Source organism: Clostridium kluyveri DSM 555 (assembly GCF_000016505.1).
GTDB lineage: Bacteria > Bacillota > Clostridia > Clostridiales > Clostridiaceae > Clostridium_B > Clostridium_B kluyveri.
Genome location: NC_009706.1, coordinates 1,091,169 through 1,114,663, shown reverse-complemented (window position 1 = coordinate 1,114,663; position 23,495 = coordinate 1,091,169). Strand labels below are relative to the sequence as shown.

17 protein-coding genes and 1 other annotated feature are annotated in these 23,495 nt (G+C 33.0%); of the genes, 4 read left to right on the top strand and 13 right to left on the bottom strand.

The features are described from left to right. Positions 1–169: 169 nt before the first annotated feature. The 11 genes from CKL_RS05325 to pduA form a co-directional block, all read right to left on the bottom strand. Positions 170–541 carry a metal-dependent transcriptional regulator gene (locus CKL_RS05325; protein WP_012101461.1) on the bottom strand — a complete coding sequence of 124 codons (372 nt, stop codon included), beginning with the start codon at positions 539–541 and terminating at the stop codon, positions 170–172. A gap of 240 nt (positions 542–781) precedes the next feature. After that, positions 782–2,443 (bottom strand): biosynthetic-type acetolactate synthase large subunit, encoded by a 1,662-nt coding sequence (ilvB, locus tag CKL_RS05320; RefSeq protein WP_012101460.1) that lies wholly within the window; start codon positions 2,441–2,443, stop codon positions 782–784. 55 nt (positions 2,444–2,498) lie between these two features. Beyond that, the gene (gene ilvC, locus CKL_RS05315; protein WP_012101459.1) at positions 2,499–3,500 is read right to left on the bottom strand and encodes a ketol-acid reductoisomerase; all 1,002 of its coding nucleotides are present in this window, start codon (positions 3,498–3,500) and stop codon (positions 2,499–2,501) included. Positions 3,501–3,607: 107 nt separating this feature from the next. Continuing rightward, positions 3,608–3,808: a binding site (T-box leader), on the bottom strand. 196 nt (positions 3,809–4,004) lie between these two features. Beyond that, entirely contained in the window at positions 4,005–5,393 is a 1,389-nt protein-coding gene (bcaP, locus tag CKL_RS05310; protein WP_012101457.1) for a branched-chain amino acid transporter BcaP, read from the bottom strand. Positions 5,394–5,925: 532 nt separating this feature from the next. Beyond that, complete coding sequence (locus CKL_RS05305) at positions 5,926–7,140, bottom strand: 1-propanol dehydrogenase PduQ (protein ID WP_012101456.1); 1,215 nt, start codon at positions 7,138–7,140, stop codon at positions 5,926–5,928. A gap of 104 nt (positions 7,141–7,244) precedes the next feature. Continuing rightward, the gene (locus tag CKL_RS05300; RefSeq protein ID WP_012101455.1) at positions 7,245–8,552 is read right to left on the bottom strand and encodes a 1-propanol dehydrogenase PduQ; all 1,308 of its coding nucleotides are present in this window, start codon (positions 8,550–8,552) and stop codon (positions 7,245–7,247) included. Between the two features lie 111 nt (positions 8,553–8,663). Next, positions 8,664–10,139, bottom strand: coding sequence for an acetaldehyde dehydrogenase (acetylating) (locus tag CKL_RS05295; protein ID WP_012101452.1), 1,476 nt, complete (start codon positions 10,137–10,139; stop codon positions 8,664–8,666). A gap of 477 nt (positions 10,140–10,616) precedes the next feature. After that, positions 10,617–11,831 (bottom strand): 1-propanol dehydrogenase PduQ, encoded by a 1,215-nt coding sequence (locus tag CKL_RS05290; protein WP_012101454.1) that lies wholly within the window; start codon positions 11,829–11,831, stop codon positions 10,617–10,619. 110 nt (positions 11,832–11,941) lie between these two features. Continuing rightward, positions 11,942–13,417, bottom strand: a complete 1,476-nt coding sequence (locus tag CKL_RS05285) for an acetaldehyde dehydrogenase (acetylating) (protein ID WP_012101452.1) — start codon at positions 13,415–13,417, stop codon at positions 11,942–11,944. 494 nt (positions 13,418–13,911) lie between these two features. Then, on the bottom strand, positions 13,912–14,826 hold the full coding sequence (pduB, locus tag CKL_RS05280; protein WP_012101450.1) for a propanediol utilization microcompartment protein PduB: 915 nt from the start codon (positions 14,824–14,826) through the stop codon (positions 13,912–13,914). 27 nt (positions 14,827–14,853) lie between these two features. Beyond that, complete coding sequence (gene pduA, locus CKL_RS05275) at positions 14,854–15,132, bottom strand: propanediol utilization microcompartment protein PduA (protein ID WP_012101449.1); 279 nt, start codon at positions 15,130–15,132, stop codon at positions 14,854–14,856. A 255-nt stretch (positions 15,133–15,387) separates the two neighbouring features. On the opposite strand from pduA, the gene CKL_RS05270 reads away from it, so the two are divergent. Continuing rightward, entirely contained in the window at positions 15,388–16,602 is a 1,215-nt protein-coding gene (locus tag CKL_RS05270; RefSeq protein WP_012101448.1) for a sensor histidine kinase, read from the top strand. 70 nt (positions 16,603–16,672) lie between these two features. Then, the gene (locus CKL_RS05265; protein WP_012101447.1) at positions 16,673–17,428 is read left to right on the top strand and encodes a response regulator transcription factor; all 756 of its coding nucleotides are present in this window, start codon (positions 16,673–16,675) and stop codon (positions 17,426–17,428) included. A gap of 67 nt (positions 17,429–17,495) precedes the next feature. Here the strand turns inward: CKL_RS05265 and CKL_RS05260 are convergent, their stop codons facing one another. Both CKL_RS05260 and CKL_RS05255 read right to left on the bottom strand, forming a co-directional pair. Next, a complete protein-coding gene (locus tag CKL_RS05260; protein WP_012101446.1) occupies positions 17,496–18,665 on the bottom strand; it encodes an iron-containing alcohol dehydrogenase in 1,170 nt (389 codons plus the stop codon). A 40-nt stretch (positions 18,666–18,705) separates the two neighbouring features. Next, on the bottom strand, positions 18,706–20,889 hold the full coding sequence (locus CKL_RS05255) for a DNA topoisomerase III (protein ID WP_012101445.1): 2,184 nt from the start codon (positions 20,887–20,889) through the stop codon (positions 18,706–18,708). A gap of 362 nt (positions 20,890–21,251) precedes the next feature. Here CKL_RS05255 and CKL_RS05250 point away from each other — a divergent pair, with 362 nt between their 5' ends. Both CKL_RS05250 and CKL_RS05245 read left to right on the top strand, forming a co-directional pair. Then, on the top strand, positions 21,252–22,424 hold the full coding sequence (locus tag CKL_RS05250; protein WP_012101444.1) for an iron-containing alcohol dehydrogenase: 1,173 nt from the start codon (positions 21,252–21,254) through the stop codon (positions 22,422–22,424). A gap of 59 nt (positions 22,425–22,483) precedes the next feature. After that, positions 22,484–23,491 carry a DUF3231 family protein gene (locus CKL_RS05245; protein WP_012101443.1) on the top strand — a complete coding sequence of 336 codons (1,008 nt, stop codon included), beginning with the start codon at positions 22,484–22,486 and terminating at the stop codon, positions 23,489–23,491. Positions 23,492–23,495: the final 4 nt, after the last annotated feature.

Sequence of the window (23,495 nt, the reverse complement as noted above, 5' to 3'; positions counted from 1 at the left end):
TTTTTTATTACTACTCTGTTTAGACTTTTTTTAATCCAAATAGTCTTTAAATTTTTTTATTGACGATAAATGTTGAAATTTATATAAAATTGTATAAGGGAAATTACCATCCTTAGAAAATGGGTTAAGGCAGGTACTGAGCTGGTCTCCTGCCAGTCCCCGTTAAAAATCACCTGATCATCTTACCTGCTGCTTTTTTTATCGCTTCAAAGCTTTCCTCACTGATTACATGTTCAATCCTACATGCATCCTCTACCGCTTTTTTTTCATCCACTCCTAGTTTAATTAACAACTTCGAAATAATAGTATGACGTTCATACATTTTAGCAGCTATTTCAAATCCTTTTGAAGTGAGTTCAATATATCCTTCATCATCCATAACTATGTAATTATTCTGCCTCAAATTTTTCATAGCAACACTTATGCTGGGCTTTGAAAAACCTAATTCTCTTACGATATCAATTGACCTCACAGTACCATTCCGTTTGCTTAACACCAATATAGTTTCCAAATAATTTTCTGCTGATTCGTGAACTTTCATTCAATCACACTTCCTAGCACTCAATCTCTTTTAATTAATTATAACCAATTCTTCGAAATATTCCAATCTGTTTAAAAAGAATCAAATCTTATATACTAAAATATTCAGAATATCTGTATTAAAAAATCCCGCTAAAAGCAGCCAAAAATAAATAGGAAATTGGTGCAGCATAATGCTGTGCCAATTCCCTTAAAAATACTTATACTTATTAATTCAAGACTGCCTTTGCTTTACCTCTTTCTATTCTATAAATTCCGATATAGCCGCACCCGGTGGAACCATAGGATGTACCTTTGTCTTAGTATCAATAACACATTCTATAATAACAGGTTCATTTAAACTCAAAGCTTCTTTCAAACATCCCTCTACTTCACTGTTGGATTCTATTTTAAATGTCTTTATTCCATAAGCCTCTCCCAGCTTCATAAAATCTACCTCAGGACCAAATTCTGTCTGTGAAAACCTTCTATCATAAAACATGTCCTGCCACTGGTGAACCATACCAAGAGCATGGTTATTGAAAAGCAATTGAACTATTGGTAATCTATACCTAGATATAGTAACCAGCTCAGTGGAATTCATTTTAAAACTTCCATCTCCAGCCACATTTATTACCTTCTTATTGGAATTGCCCATAAATGCTCCTATAGAAGCTCCAAGTCCGTATCCCATGGTTCCAAGTCCACCGGATGATATAAAAGTTCTAGGTTTTAGGTATTTAAAGTATTGTGCAGCCCACATCTGATGCTGTCCTACTTCTGTGGTAACTATACAATCTCCCTTAGTAATATTATAAAGTGTTTCCATTATAAACTTAGGACTTAATTCACATCTATCTTTAAAAGGATCTCTCTCACTTTGTTTCCACTGCTTTATTTGATTCATCCATGTTGCATGATTTAATTTATTTAACTTTTTATTAAGTCTTTGGAGTACATTTTTAATGTCTCCCGTCACAGGCATATCCACATCCACAATTTTTCCAAATTCCTTCGGGTCTATATCTATGTGAATAATCTTTGCCTTTGGTGCAAAAGATGATACCTTACTTGTAACCCTGTCACTAAAACGAGCTCCTACAGCTATGAGTAAATCACAATTACTTACAGCGCGATTGGAACACGGGGTACCGTGCATACCCACCATACCCATATAGTACTCATTATCTCCTGGAAAAGCTCCTATTCCCATAAGAGAACAGGTAATAGGTGAATCTATTTTTTGGATAAACTCCATAAGCTCTTCTTGTGCTCCAGCTATTATTGTCCCTCCCCCAGAATATACTACAGGTCTCTCACTACTGGTTATCATATCTGCCACTTTATCTAAATCATTTTCATAGGATTTTTGTTGCAAATTCACTTCTAAAGATAACTTCTCCTGTACTTCATAATCAATTTCTGCTGTCTGCATATCTTTAGGTATATCTACCACTACAGGCCCTGGTCTTCCACTAGCTGCCACCTTAAAAGCTTCTCTTACTATACTTGGTAAATCCTCTGGTTTATCTACAATATAATTTTTCTTAGTTATGGAATCTGTGATGCTTCTAGTATTTACTTCTTGAAAGGAATTCTTTCCCAAGAGATTTAAAGGTACCTGCCCTGTAAACACCACTATAGGAATGGAATCCGCATAAGCTGTGGCAATTCCCGTTATTGTGTTAGTCGTTCCCGGTCCTGAAGTTACAATGGCAACCCCAACTTTTCCCGTTGATCTTGCATATCCATCTGCTGCATGAGTAGCCCCTTGCTCATGAGCAGTCAATATATGCTTTATTTCTTTTGTACTATATAATGCATCATAAATAGGTATTACAGTTCCTCCCGGATAGCCAAATATAGTATCCACACCTTGTTCTATCATACATTTTAATAGTACTTCGGCTCCTTTCATCTTCATAATAATATCCCCCTTTAATTTATATATCTCTTCATATACTTTTGCTAATCTACAATTATTTGCTGTTTATCCAAGACATCATAGCCCTAAGTTTTTTTCCAACTACTTCAATAGGATGGTTCTGTTCTTTTTTCCTCCTTGCAATAAATGAAGGTCTTCCTGTCTGATTTTCCAGTATCCAGTTCTTTGCAAAAGTACCGTCTTGAATTTCTCCAAGTACTTTTTTCATCTCTTTTCTTGTATCCTCTGTTACTATTCTCTTGCCTATACTGTAATCTCCATATTCAGCTGTATCACTTATGGAATATCTCATGTAGCTTAATCCGCCTTCATTCATCAAATCCACAATCAATTTCATCTCATGCATGCACTCAAAGTATGCATTTTCTGGCGCATATCCTGCTTCAACCAGAGTTTCAAATCCTGCTTTTATAAGTTCTGATATTCCTCCGCAAAGTACTACCTGTTCTCCAAACAAATCTGTCTCTGTTTCATCTTTAAAGGTAGTTTCAAGAACTCCTCCTCTTGTGCCTCCTATTCCTTTTGCATATGCCAGTGCATAATCCTTGGCTTTTCCACTGTAATCCTGGTATACTGCATAAAGGCACGGTACTCCTTTTCCTTCTGTATATTCTCTTCTTACAATGTGTCCTGGTCCTTTAGGTGCAACCATAATTACATCCACATTTTCCGGAGGAGTTATCTGATTGAAGTGTATATTAAATCCATGGGCAAACATAAGCACTTTTCCCTCTGTCAGGTTATCTTTAATACTGTCAATATATAGGCCCTTTTGTTTTTCATCTGGTATAAGTGTCATAACCATATCTGCTTTTTTTACAGCATCTGCAGCTTCCATTACTTCAAAGCCATTCTCCTCTGCCCTTTTCCAGGACTTACTGCCTTTATACAGACCGATTACCACATTAATTCCACTGTCTTTTAAATTCTGTGCATGGGCATGGCCCTGACTTCCATAGCCTAAAACTGCCACTGTTTTATCCCTCAATAAATCCAGATTTCCATCTTCATCATAATAAATTTTTAAGTTTTCCATTATATTTCCTCCTACATTGTTATTTATCTTATATTCAACATTTTTCGTTAAACTTATTTACTCTCTTAATTTAAAAATATGCATATAAAAAGACCAAACTTTCTGCCCTATGGGGCGAGAAGTTTGGTCCGCGGTACCACCCAATTTTTTTACTTAATCTAATTAACGGCTCTGCCGGCAAAACTTACTATAAGTTCAGTTTAACAACTCCAGGGTGATTTTCAATAGTATCCAATTTATGGGCTTTCACCTATCCCCATTCTCTTTAAAATATTTTACCATTTACTCTTCCCTATCATAGTCTTTATATTTGAATACACTAATTATGGAAATTTCCATTTATTTAAAGTCAATTAATATTTAGTATATGTGACGATAATAATACCTTATGTTTCAAATGTCAATACTTTTTTGAATTTTACAATTAAAAATTTTTTATAGGGCCATTTTTTATTATTATATTAAGTAATCTGCCGTTTAGATATTAAATTGATTTTATGTTTATTATTCTTCATTAATAGCACTATTTTTATATCCGTATACAAAATAAAGTACTAAACCAAAAACAAGCCATACTGCAAATCTAATCAGAGTTACACCTTGAAGGTTTATTATTAAAAAGATACAAGCTGCCATGGAAAGAATAGGAGTAACCGGTGAAAATGGCACCTTAAAAGTTCTTGGTCTATCTGGCTCTCTTTTCCTCAAAACTATAACTGATGCAGATACTATAACAAAAGCTGCCAATGTACCTATATTAGTAAGCTCTGAAACCACTGCAATTGGAGTAAATCCAGCTATAATCATAGTTACGATTCCAACAAGTAATGTGCTTCTTAAAGGTGTATGGAATTTTGAATCAACATGACCAAATACTTTTGGAAGAAGTCCATCTCTTGACATTGCAAAGAGTACACGAGTTTGTCCAAACATCATAACAAGTAAAACTGAAGTCAAACCGCAAATTGCACCCACTGCTACCAAAGCAGAACCCCAAGTTATTCCTACCTGCTGAAGTGCAAAAGCTACAGGAGCTGCTGTTTCTTTAAACTTCAGATATGGAACCATACCTGTTAAAATTGCTGATACTACAATATATAATACCGTACAAATAATTAGAGATGCTATAATACCTCTTGGTAAATCCTTTTGAGGATTTTTTACTTCCTCTGCTGCTGTAGAAACTGCATCAAATCCTATATAAGCAAAGAATATTATAGATGCCCCGGAAAAAACACCTTTCCAGCCATAAGGCATAAATGGATGCCAGTTTGCGGGATTTACATGTCCTACGCCTAATATTATAAATAGAATTATTACTGCCAGTTTAATTCCAACTATTACATTATTGGCTGTAGCACTTTCCTTTACCCCAACTATAAGTATAGCTGTTATGACTAAAAGTATTAACACTGCAGGTAAATTTACTACTCCACCCTCAAAAGGCGCTTTTGTAATAGCCTTTGGAAGGTTTATTCCTAAGTCCATAAGAATATTATTAAAATAACCGCTCCATCCAATTGCTACTGTACCGACGGCAAATGCATATTCAAGGATTAAATCCCATCCTATAATCCATGCCCAAAACTCTCCTAATGCAGCATAACCATAGGTATATGCACTTCCTGCTACAGGAACCATAGCTGCAATTTCTGCATAACATAGTGCTGCAAAACCACAAGCAAGTCCTGCTAGTATAAATGAAATTACAAGTGCCGGCCCGAAATAATTAGCTGCTGCAAGTCCAGTTAATACAAATATGCCTGTACCTATAATTGCACCTATACCTAACATAGTAAGTTCAAAAGAACCTAATACTTTTTGTAAGGACTCCTTCCCACTGGCCTCTTCTAAAAGGCTCTCAATGGGTTTTGTCCTAAAAATATTTTTCATACATCACTGCCTCCTTAAAAAATAAATATAAAGTAATATTACTTTTATATAATGAATACCCTAATTATAATACCACCATTTTTCATACAATTCAATATGATTTAAAGAACTTTTGTCATCTTTTTAATATTTTTGACATAATATCAATTCAATAGTTTAATTCATTAAATTATTATGAAATTAATTAATTCAAATTATTTACTGAAATTTTAATATAAAACACTTATTTAAATATATAAAAATTATAAAATTTATAAAATAATATCCCTATATATGCTTATACTAGAAAGATGGATATGAAATTACCTTTTATCAGACTATTCAGTATATTAAAATATATGTAATATTTCATATCTTATAATATCTTCATAATACGATTCATTCCTTTTACTGTCTTTTTATTTTGCTTTCGTCACACATGATAAAATATGAATAAAAAAAATTATTCTTAATCCAATCACTAAATGCCGTGATAAATTTGAAAGCAAATCTATCACGGCATTATATTTAAATGTATTTAATACTTTATATTCTAGCCACCAAAAGCTTCTTTAAATACTGCAACTAAGTCTTCCTTAGTAGGAACTCTTGGATTGTTAGGTGTACATCTGTCTTGAAGAGCAATTGCTCCCATAGAATCTACCTTGGCCATGAAGTCTTCTCTGCTTATTCCAGCTTCACTTATGTTCATAGGAGTATTAGTCTCTTTCTTAAGTACATTTATTGCAGCTATAAGACTTGTTACTCCTTCTTTTACAGTTGAAGCAGGTAATCCTAAGAATTCTGCTATTTCTCTGTATCTCTTTGCTGCTCTTGTTTCCACTCCACTTTCTAAGTTTGCATTATATTTTATAACATAAGGCATAACTATTGCGTTTGCTCTACCATGTGGCACATGGAAAGTTGCTCCTAATATGTGTGCCAAACTGTGGTTGATTCCAAGTCCTGCATTTGTAAATGCCATACCTGCCATACAGGATGCATTGTGCAATTTTTCTCTTGCTTCCATATCTCCGCCATTTGCATATGCCTTTAATAAATACTGGAATACTGTCTTTATAGCTTTTTCTGCAAATGCATCAGTGAAGTCTGAAGCAATAGTTGAAACATAAGCTTCTACTCCGTGAGTTATAACGTCTATTGCAGTATCTGCTGTTATTCTGCTTGGTACTGTCTTAACAAAGTCTGCATCCAATATCGCTACATCTGGTATTAATGCCTGGTCAATTAAAGCTACTTTTTTCACTCCTGTTGTGATTATTGAGAAAGATGTAACTTCTGAACCTGTACCACTTGTAGTTGGTACTGCTATAAACAATGGTTTTGCATATCCTGATGCATCACCTTGGTTCTTTAATATCTTTAAGCAGAATGCCATTATAGCCTTTGTTGCATCAATTGAAGAACCTCCGCCTAATGCGATTAAAGCATCTGGTTTAAAAGCCATCATTCTGCCTACTCCGTTTGCAACTATGTCAACTGGTGGATCTGGTACTATTTCCGCAAATATTTCATAGTCTACATTTATTCTCTTGAATATATCTGTTATCTTATTTACAGCTCCTGATTTAACCATAAATGGGTCTGTTACTATAAGAGCTTTTTTTCCAGCCAAGTTATTTAAGTAATCTATGGAACCTGAATCACAACATATGATAAGTCCCTCATTTTGTTCTTTTAAATTATTAAGATATTCTACTGAACCTTCATCAAAACATACAGTAGGTTTGATGCTAAATGTACTCATAAAAACCCTTCTTTCCTAACTATTTAATTGTATCTTTATTTATCTTTCCATTCAACCGTGCCGTGCCAGTACTTTTTTATCTATAACATTAATATTCTTACATATTAAAGATTTAATTTAGACATTATAGCCTTTATTATAGCCTGTACATCTTCATTATCTTCTGGTTCTGCTGGTGCACTTGATGAAGCTGCTTCTATTCCACCAAAAGCTTCTTTAAATACTGCAACTAAGTCTTCCTTAGTAGGAACTCTTGGATTGTTAGGTGTACATCTGTCTTGAAGAGCAATTGCTCCCATAGAATCTACCTTAGCTAGGAAATCTTCTTTGCTTATTCCAGTTTCACTTATGTTCATAGGAGTATTAGTCTCTTTCTTAAGTTTATTTATTGCAGCTATAAGACTTGTTACTCCTTCTTTTGCTGTAGATGCAGGTAATCCTAAGAATTCTGCTATTTCTCTGTATCTCTCCGCTGCTCTTGTTTCTACTCCACCTTCTAAATTTGCATTATATTTTATAACATAAGGCATAACTATTGCGTTTGCTCTACCATGTGGCACATGGAAAGTTGCTCCTAATATGTGTGCCAAACTGTGGTTGATTCCAAGTCCTGCATTTGTAAATGCCATACCTGCCATACAGGATGCATTGTGCAATTTTTCTCTTGCTTCCATGTCTCCGCCATTTGCATATGCTTTTGGTAGATACTGGAATACTGCCTTTATAGCTTTTTCTGCAAATGCATCAGTGAAGTCTGAAGCAATAGTTGAAACATAAGCTTCCACTCCATGAGTTATAACGTCTATTGCAGTATCTGCTGTTATTCTGCTTGGTACTGTCTTAACAAAGTCTGCATCCAATATTGCTACATCTGGTATTAATGCCTGGTCAATTAAAGCTACTTTTTTCACTCCTGTTGTGATTATTGAGAAAGATGTAACTTCTGAACCTGTACCACTTGTAGTTGGTACTGCTATAAACAACGGTTTTGTATATCCTGATGCATCACCCTTGTTCTTTAATATCTTTAAACAAAATGCCATTATAGCCTTTGTTGCATCTATGGATGAACCTCCACCTAATGCGATTAAAGCATCTGGCCTTAAAGCCATCATTCTGCCTACCCCGTTTGCAACTATGTCAACTGGTGGATCTGGTACTATTTCTGCAAATATTTCATAATCTACATTAATTCTCTTGAATATATCTGTTATCTTATTTACAGCTCCTGATTTAACCATAAATGGATCTGTTACTATAAGAGCTTTTTTTCCAGCCAAGTTATTTAAGTAATCTATGGAACCTGAATCACAGCATATGATAAGCCCCTCATTTTGTTCCTTTAAATTATTAAGATATTCTACTGAACCTTCCTCAAAGCATACAGTAGGCTTAATGCTAAATGTACTCATTAAAAACCCCTCTTTCATAACTATTCAGTTATATTTTATTTATTTTTCTATTCAGCCGTGCCGCGCTAGTACTTTTTTAATCTATAACCCCATAATAAATATTCTTATATATTAAAGATTTAATTTAGCCATTATAGCTTTTACTATAGCCTGTACATCTTCATTATCTTCTGGTTCTGCTGGTGCACTTGATGAAGCTGCTCCTACACCAAAAGCTTCTCTTATTTCTTCTACTGTCGTAGTTCCATAAGCTACTTTTCTTATGTTGAATAAATTTTCTGGTCCTACGTTATCTGAAGTTGCACTTCCACCTACTGCTCCACAGCCTAATGTAAGTGATGGTACAAGATTTGTAGCTCCACCTATTCCTCCAAGTGATCCAGGTGAATTTACAAGTATTCTTGATACTGGTTTCTTCAATGCGAATTCTCTTATGATTTCTTCATTCTGTGAGTGAATTATTAATGTATGTCCACTTCCTTGGTTATGAAGAAGTGCTAAGGATTTTTCACATGCTTCATGCCAGTCTTCTACTGTATAGAATGCAAGTACTGGAGCTAATTTTTCCTTTGCATAAGGGTTCTTTGGACTCACATCTGTCTGCTCTGAAAGTAATATTACCGCATCGCTTGGTATGCTTATTCCTGCTAATTTTGCTAATGCTTGAACATCTTTTCCTACTATTGCTGGGTTTGGTGTTCCATTAGCTCTTAATAAAATCTTGCCTACTTTTTCTGATTCTTCTGCATTTAAGAAATATCCTTTTTGTCTCTTGAATTCTTCAATTATCTCTGCTTTCTTTACTGTCTCTGCTATTATTGATTGTTCTGAAGCACATATTACTCCATTATCAAAAGTATCACTGCCTATTACTTTTCTTACTGCTGTAGGAATATCTGCTGTTCTTTCAATAAAGCATGGGCCGTTTCCAGGTCCAACTCCTATAGCTGGTGTTCCTGAACTGTAAGCTGCTCTTACCATTCCTTCTCCACCTGTTGCAAGGATAAGTGCTGTATCCTTATTCTTCATCAATTCAGCAGTACCTTCTACTGTCAATATTGACATACATTGGATTAATCCATCTGGTGCTCCTGCTTCTACTGCAGCTTTCTGCATTATCTTTACAGTTTCTGTAATACTTCTTACTGCTGTTGGATGTGGTGAGAATACTATTGCATTTCCTGCCTTTAATGCTATTAATACCTTGAATATTGCTGTTGAAGTTGGGTTAGTTGAAGGTATAAGTCCTGCTATAACTCCAAGTGGAACAGCTATATCTATTAATTTCTTTTCCTTGTCTTCTTTTAAAATTCCAACCGTTTTCAAATCTTTAATATAGTTATAAACTACTATACTTGAAAACTTATTCTTTATTACTTTATCTTCCCATTTTCCATATCCTGTATCTTCATATGCCAATTTTGCAAGTTTTACAGCTTCAACTTCTGTAGCCTTAGCTATTTTTTCTATTACCTTGTTTACAGCTTCTTGAGAAAAATTTTTAAATTCTGCTTGAGCTTTCTTTGCTTTTGCTATAAGAGTTCTTACTTCCTGTATTGACTGTAAGTCCTTATCCATTATCTCCATTTTCATTCTCCCTTTCGAATAATATTTAGTGTAAAATAACAACTGAAAATTTAATGTATATAAATTTAGCCATCTTTTGACTATGTCATTCCCATAAAATTACACACTAAACCTTACCCACATAAAACATCCTTTTAAAAATCCGATAACCATAGTTATCTATAAAAGGATGTTTCATTATACACTAATCATTTTATAATGTATGTATAATAAACATAAGGTTTAGTGATAGAAACAGGAGGATGGCTAATATACCACATAATTATCTTCAACAAATTTAAAACTTTATATTTTTAAGTGTATTTATATTATTCTTTTGTCAAACACCTTATAAGCATATAGTCAGATAATTAATAACTCATATTCAAATACTCAAAACTTCAAACTTTTATGCCTTTTAGATTTCTCCGCTCTATATAGCCATATAAGCCTCTCCTGTTCTATACACCTTATACCCATAACTTACCAAATTATATTCTAGTCACCATAAGCTTCTTTAAATACTGCAATTAAATCTTCCTTAGTAGGAACTCTTGGATTGTTAGGTGTACACCTGTCTGCAAGTGCAATTTCTCCCATAAAGTCTACTTTACTCATGAATTCTTCTCTGCTTACTCCAGCTTCTTTTATGTTCATAGGAGTATTAGTCTCTTTCTTAAGCACGTTTATTGCACATATAAGACTTGTTACTCCTTCTTTTACAGTTGAAGCAGGTAATCCTAAGAATTCTGCTATTTCTCTGTATCTCTTTGCTGCTCTTGTTTCTACTCCACTTTCTAAGTTTGCATTATATTTTATAACATAAGGCATAACTATTGCGTTTGCTCTACCATGTGGTACATGGAAAGTTGCTCCTAATATATGTGCCAAACTGTGGTTGATTCCAAGTCCTGCATTTGTAAATGCCATACCTGCCATACAGGATGCATTGTGCAATTTTTCTCTTGCTTCTAGGTCTCCGCCATTTGCATATGCTTTTAATAAATACTGGAATACTGTCTTTATAGCTTTTTCTGCAAATGCATCAGTGAAGTCTGAAGCAATAGTTGAAACATAAGCTTCTACTCCGTGAGTTATAACGTCTATTGCAGTATCTGCTGTTATTCTGCTTGGTACTGTCTTAACAAAGTCTGCATCCAATATTGCTACATCTGGTATTAATCCTTGGTCAATTAAAGCTACTTTTTTCTTTCCTGTTGTGATTATTGAGAAAGCTGTAACTTCTGAACCTGTACCACTTGTAGTTGGTACTGCTATAAACAATGGTTTTTTATATCCTGATGCATCGCCTTTGTTCTTTAATATCTTTAAACAAAATGCCATTATACTCTTTGTTGCATCAATTGAAGAACCTCCGCCTAGTGCAATCAATGCATCAGGTTTGAAAGCTATCATACGTCCTACTCCGTCTGCAACTATACTAACTGGTGGATCTGGCACTATTTCTGCAAATATTTCATAATCTACATTAATTCTCTTGAATATATCTGTTATCTTATTTACAGCTCCTGATTTAACCATAAATGGGTCTGTTACTATAAGAGCTCTTTTTCCAGCCAAGTTATTTAAGTAATCTATGGAACCTTCATCACAACATATGATAAGCCCCTCATTTTGTTCTTTTAAATTATTAAGGTATTCTACTGAACCTTCATCAAAGAATACAGTAGGCTTAATGCTAAATGTACTCATAAAAACCCCTCTTTCCTAACTATTCAGTTATATTTTATTTATTTTTCTATTCAACCGTGCCGCGCTAGTACTTTTTTAATCTATAACCCCATAATAAATATTCTTATATATTAAAGATTTAATTTAGCCATTATAGCTTTTACTATAGCCTGTACATCTTCATTATCTTCTGGTTCTGCTGGTGCACTTGATGAAGCTGCTCCTACACCAAAAGCTTCTCTTATTTCTTCTACTGTCGTAGTTCCATAAGCTACTTTTCTTATGTTGAATAAGTTTTCTGGTCCTACGTTATCTGAAGTTGCACTTCCACCTACTGCTCCACAGCCTAATGTAAGTGATGGTACAAGATTTGTAGCTCCACCTATTCCTCCAAGTGATCCAGGTGAATTTACAAGTATTCTTGATACTGGTTTCTTCAATGCGAATTCTCTTATGATTTCTTCATTCTGTGAGTGAATTATTAATGTATGTCCACTTCCTTGGTTATGAAGAAGTGCTAAGGATTTTTCACATGCTTCATGCCAGTCTTCTACTGTATAGAATGCAAGTACTGGAGCTAATTTTTCCTTTGCATAAGGGTTCTTTGGACTCACATCTGTCTGCTCTGAAAGTAATATTACCGCATCGCTTGGTATGCTTATTCCTGCTAATTTTGCTAATGCTTGAACATCTTTTCCTACTATTGCTGGGTTTGGTGTTCCATTAGCTCTTAATAAAATCTTGCCTACTTTTTCTGATTCTTCTGCATTTAAGAAATATCCTTTTTGTCTCTTGAATTCTTCAATTATCTCTGCTTTCTTTACTGTCTCTGCTATTATTGATTGTTCTGAAGCACATATTACTCCATTATCAAAAGTATCACTGCCTATTACTTTTCTTACTGCTGTAGGAATATCTGCTGTTCTTTCAATAAAGCATGGGCCGTTTCCAGGTCCAACTCCTATAGCTGGTGTTCCTGAACTGTAAGCTGCTCTTACCATTCCTTCTCCACCTGTTGCAAGGATAAGTGCTGTATCCTTATTCTTCATCAATTCAGCAGTACCTTCTACTGTCAATATTGACATACATTGGATTAATCCATCTGGTGCTCCTGCTTCTACTGCAGCTTTCTGCATTATCTTTACAGTTTCTGTAATACTTCTTACTGCTGTTGGATGTGGTGAGAATACTATTGCATTTCCTGCCTTTAATGCTATTAATACCTTGAATATTGCTGTTGAAGTTGGGTTAGTTGAAGGTATAAGTCCTGCTATAACTCCAAGTGGAACAGCTATATCTATTAATTTCTTTTCCTTGTCTTCTTTTAAAATTCCAACCGTTTTCAAATCTTTAATATAGTTATAAACTACTATACTTGAAAACTTATTCTTTATTACTTTATCTTCCCATTTTCCATATCCTGTATCTTCATATGCCAATTTTGCAAGTTTTACAGCTTCAACTTCTGTAGCCTTAGCTATTTTTTCTATTACCTTGTTTACAGCTTCTTGAGAAAAATTTTTAAATTCTGCTTGAGCTTTCTTTGCTTTTGCTATAAGAGTTCTTACTTCCTGTATTGACTGTAAGTCCTTATCCATTATCTCCATTTTCATTCTCCCTTTCGAATATCTATTTTAAATTTAGTTCATATTAAAAATATTCTGGTGTAATCCTTTATATGGACTTCACTGTTAAATACAATACAATTAATATTAAATCAATTAAGTTTAAGTTGCAACTGTATTTTTCTGTTTGATTTTAATAATTTTAGTCAAATTACTATTTTAAAAAATCTGGGGAGTTTTTCAAAATTAACAAAGTATTTTTTCTAAGTTGTTAACTTCAATTCCTTCATAATCATCTATTTCTTCAGCTATAGTTACTTTTACCTTATCTACTGTCTTCTCCTGTTTTATATCTCTTTATTTGCAACTTTTCTAGGGCCAATTGTTGATTCCATATCTATGAGTGGTCTTGAAATAACTAATAATTCCAAGTACCTTTAAAATAAACCCTCTTCAAAAAGAATACACAAAACATCTTTTACATGCATTGGTAATTCACTATGCTAAAGATATTTCATCTATAATTTTATGTCTTTTTAAAAAGTAGGTTTAGACATAGAAACAGGATCTTGTCCCATTGATCTTAAAATGGACAATCCAGCTTTTCTAGCAGCAGTTAAAGATTGCAAAACAGCACCTGAATCCCCACTTATAGTGATAAGAATTTCATTTGTATATGACAGTACGCCATTAGTAGGACTGCCATAAGTAATTAGTTTTACATCTGCTGTTTTTAATGCTGTATCTGCTACTATCATTCCAACCCCTGCTGGAGCTGCATGCATGATACCAAAGGCCTGCCCTGATGGAGCTCCAAAAGCCTTTTCAAATATTAAACTTGCCCTTGCAGTATATTGAACTTCCAGATGGCCAGCATCACAAAGATAAACATTTCCTAAATATTTATCTGTTTGTTTAAGTGCAATTTCCACTGCCCTTCTAGCATCAGATACATCTGCCGCTTTCAAAACAATAAATATACCATGTCCTGCTCCGCCTTTTGTATCTCTTGGTAGTTCAATAGTTGCCACTTCTGTATTTGTACCTTTAACTGCCTCATCTGCAGCCATCATTTGAGCAGGTGCCCCTACTCTGGCACTTATTATGCCTATTGAACGGCATGTATTATCTAAGCCTAAATGCTTATGCAACAGGCTGTCTACATTAGCTATAACCAGGCCTACTGTATCCCCTCCTGCTGTTCCTACAAATTCAGTCATTGTTGGAGCTGTCTTTACATCATTTGCTTTTTGTTCTACTACTGCTTGTTTACTTTCTTCTGCCACTTTTACATCTGGTTTGGCTTCTTTTATAGCTTCTTCTTTTTTTGAATCCGACAACTTTTCAGTAGTTGATTCTACAACTTTATTTAACTTTTCCTGGTCAAAATTTTTCAAATCTAAACTCTTTCTAACTTCACCTAAAACCTTTTCGATTAACTCATTATTCATACATAACTCCCCTCATTAAAGCTTTAATTAGCCAATGTTAGGCAATATTTTTTCTACATCCGTATGAGGTCTTGGAATAACGTGTACTGATATAACTTCTCCTACTCTCTTAGCTGAAGCAGCTCCTGCATCTGTTGCTGCCTTTACTGCTCCTACGTCTCCTCTTACCATAACGGTTACAAGTCCTGAACCTATTTTCTCATATCCGATAAGTGCAACATTTGCTGCCTTTACCATTGAGTCAGCAGCTTCAATAGCTCCCACTAGTCCTTTTGTTTCGATCATTCCTAATGCTTCCTGTCCCATAAAATAGTACCTCCATAATTTTTATTTTTTTATTATTTAGTTTTATTTTTTATTTTGTCTAAATTTTATTACTAAATCCATAAAAAATTTTTGACAAATTCGACTGACTTTTGTATTATATATATATATAATTATTGTATTTTTTTGATATAAAAAAGTAAATATCAAACCAAATAATTATTTTATGACAAATTAATTATACCAAAATTTTGGAATATATACAACACTAAAAATGTAGGAGGGAAAAAGCATAAGATGAGTTCATTACAAAGCATTGATTTAAAAGATATCATTGATGTAGAAAATATACAGGAAATACAGAATAGATTGACAAAGTTAGTTAAATTTCCTACAATTATAGTAGATACTAATGGTATTCCTGTCTGTAAAGAAACCAATTTTACTCCTTTTTGTTCCCTTATGGGTTCTTTTCCAGAAGGAAATAAAAATTGTAAATTGTGTCATTCTCAAGCTGGGTTCTTAGCTATGAAAGATAAGAATCCTAAAGTATATACATGTCATACTGGTCTTATGGATTCAGCAACCCCTATTATTGTAGATGATTATTATTTAGGTGCAGTTTTAGGTGGACAAGTGTTAATAAAGGATCAACAGACAAAAGATTCCATTAATTTAAAAAAACTATCTAAAGATTATAAAATACCTATAAAAAGACTAGAAGAAGTAACTAACTCTATTCAGCTAGTTGAAAGCGATTACCTTCATAACTGTGTGGAGTTTTATAATTTTCTCGCAAATTATATAGCAGAAATTGGAATGCATAAAATAACTCAGAAAAAGCTGTTAAAAGAAAGTGAAGAAAAAATAAAATTGGAGCAGCAAGCTAAAAAGATGAAATTACAAACTATACAAGCCCAAACTAACCCTCACTTTTTATTTAATACTTTAAATACCATAGCTAGAATAGCTTTAATAGAAAATGCTCCTAAAACAGAAGATTTGATATATACTCTTTCTGATATTTTAAGATATAGTCTGCGAAATTCCGAAGAATTTCCTAAATTAAAAACCGAAATGGAGTATATAGAAAGATATTTATATATTCAGGCTTTAAGATACAGTGATAGAATTAAATACCATATTGAAGTAGATGAAAAAATTCTTGAATGTAGAATTCCCTCTATGACTATTCAACCTATAGTGGAGAATGCATTGATACACGGTTTAGAAGAGAAGTCAGAGGGGGGTGAAGTTTCTATTAAAGGCAGTTTAACACCTTCAAAAGATATTATAATTGAAGTATTTGATAATGGCAGGGGAATTAATTCCAGCATACTGAATTTACTTAATAATTCAGATAATATACCAGAACAATTTGGAATAGGTATAAGGAATACTAATGATAGACTGTGTAATTATTTTGGAAATAACTATGGTCTAAAAATAAAAAGTAAACCTAACTGGGGCACAAAAGTGGACATACATCTTCCTAGAATTATGGCACCTTAGATAATTGTAGAATATAGTAAATTCCAAATATTCGTACCATACTTTAAGTAGTTAAGGAGGAAAATTAACTATGTATAAACTTCTTATAGCAGATGATGAACCTTTAGAGAGAAAAGCTTTAAGAATAATCTTACAGAGAGATTTTTATAATATTGATATAAAGAAAGATTGCAAAAATGGACATGAGGTGGTACTCAATGCTAAAATCTACAAGCCAGATATAATTCTCATGGATATAAAGATGCCAGAGAAAAATGGTTTGGAAGCTCAAAAGGAAATAATACAATTTCTACCCAACGTAAAAACCATTATTTTAACAGCTTATGAAAAATTTGATTATGCCCAGGAAGCTATAAAATACGGTGTGGTTAACTATATGATAAAACCTGTAAGAACCAATGACTTAAAAATTGCTCTAAACAAAGTTATACAATCTATCGAGACTACAGAAAAACATGATAACTTAAAAATGACTGATATAAATGCCAAAAATATATATGAAGATACTATAAAAATTATTTTAAAATATATAGACAATAATTTTAACCGCAAGATAAATCTTAATTCAGTAGCTAATTATGTTCATTTGAACCCTCAATATTTAAGCAGATATTTCAAGCAAAAAATGGGTATTACATTCACCCAATATATTACAAAATTGAGACTTGAAAAAGCAAAAAAGTTATTGATAAATACAGATAAATCCATAACACAAATAGCTTTAGAAGTAGGCTATGTAGATGCTGCTTATTTTAGCAAAGTATTTTTTAAAAATGAACATTTGTCACCTTATAAATTTAAAGTAAGTAGTTATAGTAAAGTATAATCACTATGAAGCACAAAAACTAAGAAATTTATATTTAGTTTTTGTGCTTTTATATTTTTACTATATGCTATTTGGCTAAATTTAGTATATTTATAACATCCTCTTTATTTAACTTTACAAACTGTCCAACTCTTTGTGTTCCATTATTTGTACACTTATCTGCCATTTCTTCAATTTTACTCTCATCTATATTTCCTTCTTTTAATGTTACAGGTAATCCAATTTTCTGGAAGAACTCTTTTGTTTTCTTTATACCTTCCAATGCTATATCTTCATAAGAGGTGTAAGCTAACTCTACATTCCATACTCTCACAGCAAACTGAACAAATCTATTAATATCATGTGTATACACATATTTCATCCATGCTGGAAATATAATAGCAAGACCTGCTCCATGGGCAATATCATTCTGTCCACTTAATTCATGTTCAATTTGGTGAGAAGCCCAGTCACCTATTCTACCGGTACTTAATAGGTCATTATGAGCTATGGTACCAGTCCACATGATTTCTGCTCTGGCATCATAATTTTCAGGGTCTTTAAGTACTATTTCAACATTGTTTATAATAGTTTTCATTGCAGCTTCACAAAGTCTATCTGTAAGATCTACATTTTTTATATTAGTAAAATATCTCTCCATTATATGTGCCATAATATCAGCAGCACCACAAGCAGTTTGGTAGGCAGGTAATGTAAAGGTAAGTTCTGGATTCATAATTGAGAAAGTCGGTCTAATATATCCTGTAGCAATACCCTTTTTAAGCCATCCTTCTTCATTCATAATAACAGAATTATTACTGGATTCTGTCCCTGTGGCAGGAAGTGTTATTATTACTCCTATAGGAAGAGCTTCTTTAACCTTTGCTTTTCCTATAAAAAAATCCCATACGTCTCCCTCATAAGGTACTCCTACTGCAATGGCTTTCGCCGTATCTGCTGCACTTCCTCCCCCTACAGATAACACAAATTTTATATTATTTTCCCTGCACAATTTTATTCCTTCTCTAACTGGCTCTAATCTTGGGTTAGGTTTAATGCCTGAAAGTTCTATAAACTCTACTTCATTTTCTTTTAATGAGTCAACTACCCTGTCATAAAGTCCAGATTTTTTTATACTTCCTCCTCCGTAACAGAATAGTATTTTATCCGCATATTTTTTTACCTTACTACCTATAAATCTTTCAGAGTTCTTACCGAAAATTATTTCTGTAGCATTTTTAAAAACAAAATTTTTCATAAGTAACACCTCTTGCTTATAATTTTTCAAATTTAAATGTTTACTTGAACTTTATATTAGCTAATGCTTCGGCTAATGATGAATTTATATTGGCCTTATTTTCTCCATTCATTTTTTTCATATATTTTGACACTTCTTTTTTATTTAACTTACCCTCATTTTCTTTAAATCTTTTATTAAATGAAGAAAATTTTTCCCTAAAGCTGCAGTGTGAACATACATAAATTCGTTTTTCTCCCTCTCCCTTAAGTTCAAGCTTTTTATGACACTCGGGGCACCTGGCATTGGTCAATCTGGCTAAATTTTCTCTATGGCCACACTCCCTATCCTGACATACTAACATTCTTCCCTGTTTGCCTTTAACTTCAAGCATATACTTTCCACAGACAGGACATTTTTTTCCTGTAATATTATCATGTTTAAATTTATTACTGCTTTCCTTAACATCTTCCACTAATGTTCCGGCATATTCCCTCATCTTTCTTATAAAAACTTCAGGATCCTTTTTTCCCTTACTAATAAGTTCTAAGTCCATTTCCCACTGCGCCGTTAAAAGAGGAGATTTAAGATCTTCTGGTACTAATTCTATAAGTTGTTTTCCCTTTGAAGTTGGAATTATATCTTTACCATTTTTTTCTACATAAAACATGTTAAAGAGTTTCTCTATAATATCAGCCCTTGTAGCCACCGTTCCTATCCCTCCGGTTTCACCAAGAGTTTTTGCATATAGTTTGTCTATAGATATATATTTTTGTGGTTTTTCCATAGCTGACAATAAAGTTCCCTCGTTAAATCTTGCCGGAGGCTTAGTCTTTAATCTCCTGGATTCAATTGATATTATATCTATACTATCACCTTTTTTCAACTCAGGTAATATTTGATTTTCATTTTCATCGTCTTCAATTACCTGATTTCCAATGTCATATACCTTTTTCCACCCTTTTGATTTTACAACTTTACCCCTTGCTATAAAATTTTCTCCATTAATGTCAGTAATTATACTAGTTTGCACATATTCAAAAGGAGGTAACATAACAGCCAAAAACCTTTTTACTACCAGATCATAAATATTTTTTTCTTCGCTGCTTAAAAGTGACAGTGTTAATACCTCTTCCGTAGGAATTATAGCATGGTGATCACTTACCTTACTGTTATCCACAAAACCTTTATGTGCATTTATCCTGGTTTTTAATAACTCACTTGCATATATTTTGTAACTGCCTACAGAAATTGCTTTTAAACGTTCTTTCAACGTGTCCACTATGTCCGTAGAAATATATCTAGAATCTGTCCTAGGATAAGTTAAAATTTTATAATTTTCATATAATCTCTGCATTATAGAAAGTGTATGCTTAGCGGAATATCCAAAAATTCTATTGGCATCCCTTTGTAATTCTGTCAAATCATAAAGTGCAGGCGCGTACTGTTTTTTATAACTCTCTCTAACATCAATTATATTGGCTGCTTTTCCTTTAGTAATGGCTAAAATTTTATTTACCCTATTTTCTTCATAAATATTACTATTATTATTTTTATCCCTCCACATTAATGTAAATTCCTTTGTCTTTGCATTAATCACAAAATAATCCTTAGCCTTAAAATTTTTTATTTCCTCCTCACGATTAACTATCATAGCAAGCGTTGCTGATTGAACCCTTCCTGCAGTGAGCTGTGCATTATATTTACAAGTTAGGGCACGTGTAATATTCAATCCTACTACCCAGTCTGCTTCTGCTCTACATCTGGCGGCTTTATACAAATTATCATATTTTGAAGAATTTTTTAAATTTGCAAATCCCTCTTTTATGGCCTTATCTGTTTGAGAAGATATCCACAATCTTTTAACTGTTTTTTTAACTCTAGCTTTCTCTATTATCCACCTGGCTACCAATTCTCCTTCTCTTCCTGAATCTGTAGCAATTATTATCTCTCCTATATCTTTTCTATTCATCTGAGATTTTACTATATTAAATTGCTTGCCGCTTTGTTTTATAACTACAAGTTTTAATTTATCAGGAAGCATTGGCAGATCTTCTAATACCCAGCTTTTATATCTTTCATCATAATCTTCAGGATCTGCTAAAGTTACCAAATGGCCTAATGCCCAGGTCACAACATATTTATCTCCTTCTATATAGCCTAAGTTTTTTTTGTTACAATGAAGTACTTTTGCTAAATCTCTTCCTACAGACGGTTTTTCAGCCAATACTAATATCTTACTCATATTCATTTCCTTTCATTTTTATTAAATTTATAGTATCCATAATGTTAAAATGCTTTTTTACCCTAGTATACCACATACACTTTGTACTTAAATATTTATTTACATAATCCTCTTGGAATAATTATATTAACTATAGTACATACTATACACATATTGAATTCATCAAGTGATCCAGAATCTTAAATAGAGTTTCCCCAGAAAAAACATTTTCACCATCGGAACCTAAAAAATTATCCCCCACTTCTTAGAAAGCTGGGGTATCAAATAATTTGAGGCTTGAAATAAAATTCATCTTATATTTTAAGATATTTAAATATAATTGTCTATCCACTTAATATGCTTGAGTATGGGAGGGATAAATCTTGGAAAATACTCATAATTTTTTATGTCCATCAATTAACCTTATCGGTACAGGTGCACTAAAAAATTTACCAAACTATTTAATGCCCCATAAACTAAGTAAGGCTCTAATCGTTACAGATAAAAACATAATAAGTCTTGGTTACGTGGAAATGGTTGAAAAGATATTGAAACATTTATTTATTTCTTATGACATATTTGATGGTGTACTACATCCCAATTCTACAATTTCATTTGTAGAAGACGGTTTAACATATTTCAAAAAAGGGTTGAATCCATTAAAAAGAAGTTATCATTTTATTATATCTGTAGGTGGCGGTACTTGTCATGATTGTGCTAAAGGTATCGCAATAGTGGCAACTAACGGAGGCTCAATAGCAGATTATGAAGGATATAAAAAAATGACAAAACCCTGCTTGCCGCTTATAGCTATTAATACTACTTCTGGTTCTGCATCAGAAGTGTCACACTTTGTAATTCTGACAGATGAAAGTAGGAAATTAAAGATAGATATAGGCGACCCTAAAATGACACCTATAATATCTGTAAATGATCCAATATTTATGTCATCTATGCCTCCTGATGTAACTGTTAGTTCAGGAATGGATGTGGCTACCCATGCCATAGAATCCTTTATTTCTACTGAAGCCTTTCCTGCTACAGATGCTTTAGCCATAGCTGCTTTAAGACTAGTATTCACCTATATAAAAAGAGCTCACGATAATGGAAATGATTTAGAGGCCAGAGAACAGATGATGTATGCCAATATAATGGCAGGATTGGCATTTAACAATGCAGGGTTAGGACTTGTTCATGCAATGACTCATCAAATAGGTGGTTTTTATCAGCAAATTCATGGAATATGTAATACAGTACTTTTACCCTATGTAATTGAATTTAATTCTTCCTCCATACCTGAGGAAAGGATTCTTACGCTGTGCAGCGCTATGGGAGAAAATGCATTAAATCAACATGAAGCTCTCTGCAAGATTAAGAATAAAATTCAAATTTTATCTAAGGAGCTGGATGTTCCCATAAATCTAAAAGATATAGGAGTAAAAGAAGAAGATTTAGAATTTCTTTCAAATAATGCAGTAAAAGATATAGCTATGTTTACAAATCCTAGGCAGGCAACCGCAGAAGATGTATTTAATATTTTTAAAATTGCTATGTGAACATTTAACAATATAATTTTACTTTAACAAAAAATATTTATATTTAGGAGGTTATACTTATGTCAAATATTACACAAATACCCTTAGTCTCATCGGAAATAACAGGAATCTGGAACTCCTACATAGCTGAAAGTTTATTGGCATGTAAATTTCAGTATTTTTTAAATTCAGTTGAAGATGTTGAAATAAAAAAACTTTTACAGCAAAATTTAGATTTATGTAACGGCCGTATCAAAATATTATCGGACATATTTACTGGAGAGCAATTACCTATACCAGATGGTTTTAATGAAAAAGATGTTACTATAAATGCTCCACGCTTATTCACAGATAACTTTTATCTACAATATTTATGTTATGTATCAAAAGTTGGTATGCAGAATTATACCTCAACTTTAAATGAAATAGCTCGTAATGACATTAGAGATTATTTTTCAAAATGCACCTTAGACTATGTTGATCTTTATAATAAATCTACAGAATTAAAATTATCAAAAGGTATTTTTATAAGAACACCTCATGTGGAAGTACCTAAAAGTATTCAATATGTGAAAAGTGAGCAATTCATGTTAAACTGGTTTGGAAAAAAGAGACCCCTACTTACCAGTGAAATAACGCATATTTTTTCTATGGCTCTTGGAACTATAATAAGAAAAACTCTTTTTACGGCCTTTGCTCAAGTTTATAAGGATAAAAAAATTTCTGAGTATATATTAAGAGGAAGAGAATTAGCTTCTAAACAAAATGATATCTTAAATTCTTTATTAGAAAAAGAAGATATTCCTGTGCCATCTTCTTCTGATATGTATGTGACTGATTCTACAGTTTCGCCTTTTTCAGAAAAATTAATAATGAACAAAATATTGATAATGTGTTCCACCAAAATAGGCAGCATAGGAATAGCCCTATCAGATGCCAAGAGAAATGACTTGCAAAATATTTACATTAAATTCACAGAGGAACTTATAAAATATACTAAAGACATTTTAGATATGATGATAAGTAAAAAACTATTTGAACAACCACCACAAGCCATAGATCATAAAAATTTAGCAGGAATTAAATAATCCA

Coding starts and splice junctions, on each gene's coding strand:
- CKL_RS05325 (WP_012101461.1), bottom strand. CDS start 541: ATGAAAGTTCACGAATCAGCAGAAAATTATTTGGAAACTATATTGGTG.
- ilvB (WP_012101460.1), bottom strand. CDS start 2,443: ATGAAGATGAAAGGAGCCGAAGTACTATTAAAATGTATGATAGAACAA.
- ilvC (WP_012101459.1), bottom strand. CDS start 3,500: ATGGAAAACTTAAAAATTTATTATGATGAAGATGGAAATCTGGATTTA.
- bcaP (WP_012101457.1), bottom strand. CDS start 5,393: ATGAAAAATATTTTTAGGACAAAACCCATTGAGAGCCTTTTAGAAGAG.
- CKL_RS05305 (WP_012101456.1), bottom strand. CDS start 7,140: ATGAGTACATTTAGCATCAAACCTACTGTATGTTTTGATGAAGGTTCA.
- CKL_RS05300 (WP_012101455.1), bottom strand. CDS start 8,552: ATGAGTACATTTAGCATTAAGCCTACTGTATGCTTTGAGGAAGGTTCA.
- CKL_RS05295 (WP_012101452.1), bottom strand. CDS start 10,139: ATGGAGATAATGGATAAGGACTTACAGTCAATACAGGAAGTAAGAACT.
- CKL_RS05290 (WP_012101454.1), bottom strand. CDS start 11,831: ATGAGTACATTTAGCATTAAGCCTACTGTATTCTTTGATGAAGGTTCA.
- CKL_RS05285 (WP_012101452.1), bottom strand. CDS start 13,417: ATGGAGATAATGGATAAGGACTTACAGTCAATACAGGAAGTAAGAACT.
- pduB (WP_012101450.1), bottom strand. CDS start 14,826: ATGAATAATGAGTTAATCGAAAAGGTTTTAGGTGAAGTTAGAAAGAGT.
- pduA (WP_012101449.1), bottom strand. CDS start 15,132: ATGGGACAGGAAGCATTAGGAATGATCGAAACAAAAGGACTAGTGGGA.
- CKL_RS05270 (WP_012101448.1), top strand. CDS start 15,388: ATGAGTTCATTACAAAGCATTGATTTAAAAGATATCATTGATGTAGAA.
- CKL_RS05265 (WP_012101447.1), top strand. CDS start 16,673: ATGTATAAACTTCTTATAGCAGATGATGAACCTTTAGAGAGAAAAGCT.
- CKL_RS05260 (WP_012101446.1), bottom strand. CDS start 18,665: ATGAAAAATTTTGTTTTTAAAAATGCTACAGAAATAATTTTCGGTAAG.
- CKL_RS05255 (WP_012101445.1), bottom strand. CDS start 20,889: ATGAGTAAGATATTAGTATTGGCTGAAAAACCGTCTGTAGGAAGAGAT.
- CKL_RS05245 (WP_012101443.1), top strand. CDS start 22,484: ATGTCAAATATTACACAAATACCCTTAGTCTCATCGGAAATAACAGGA.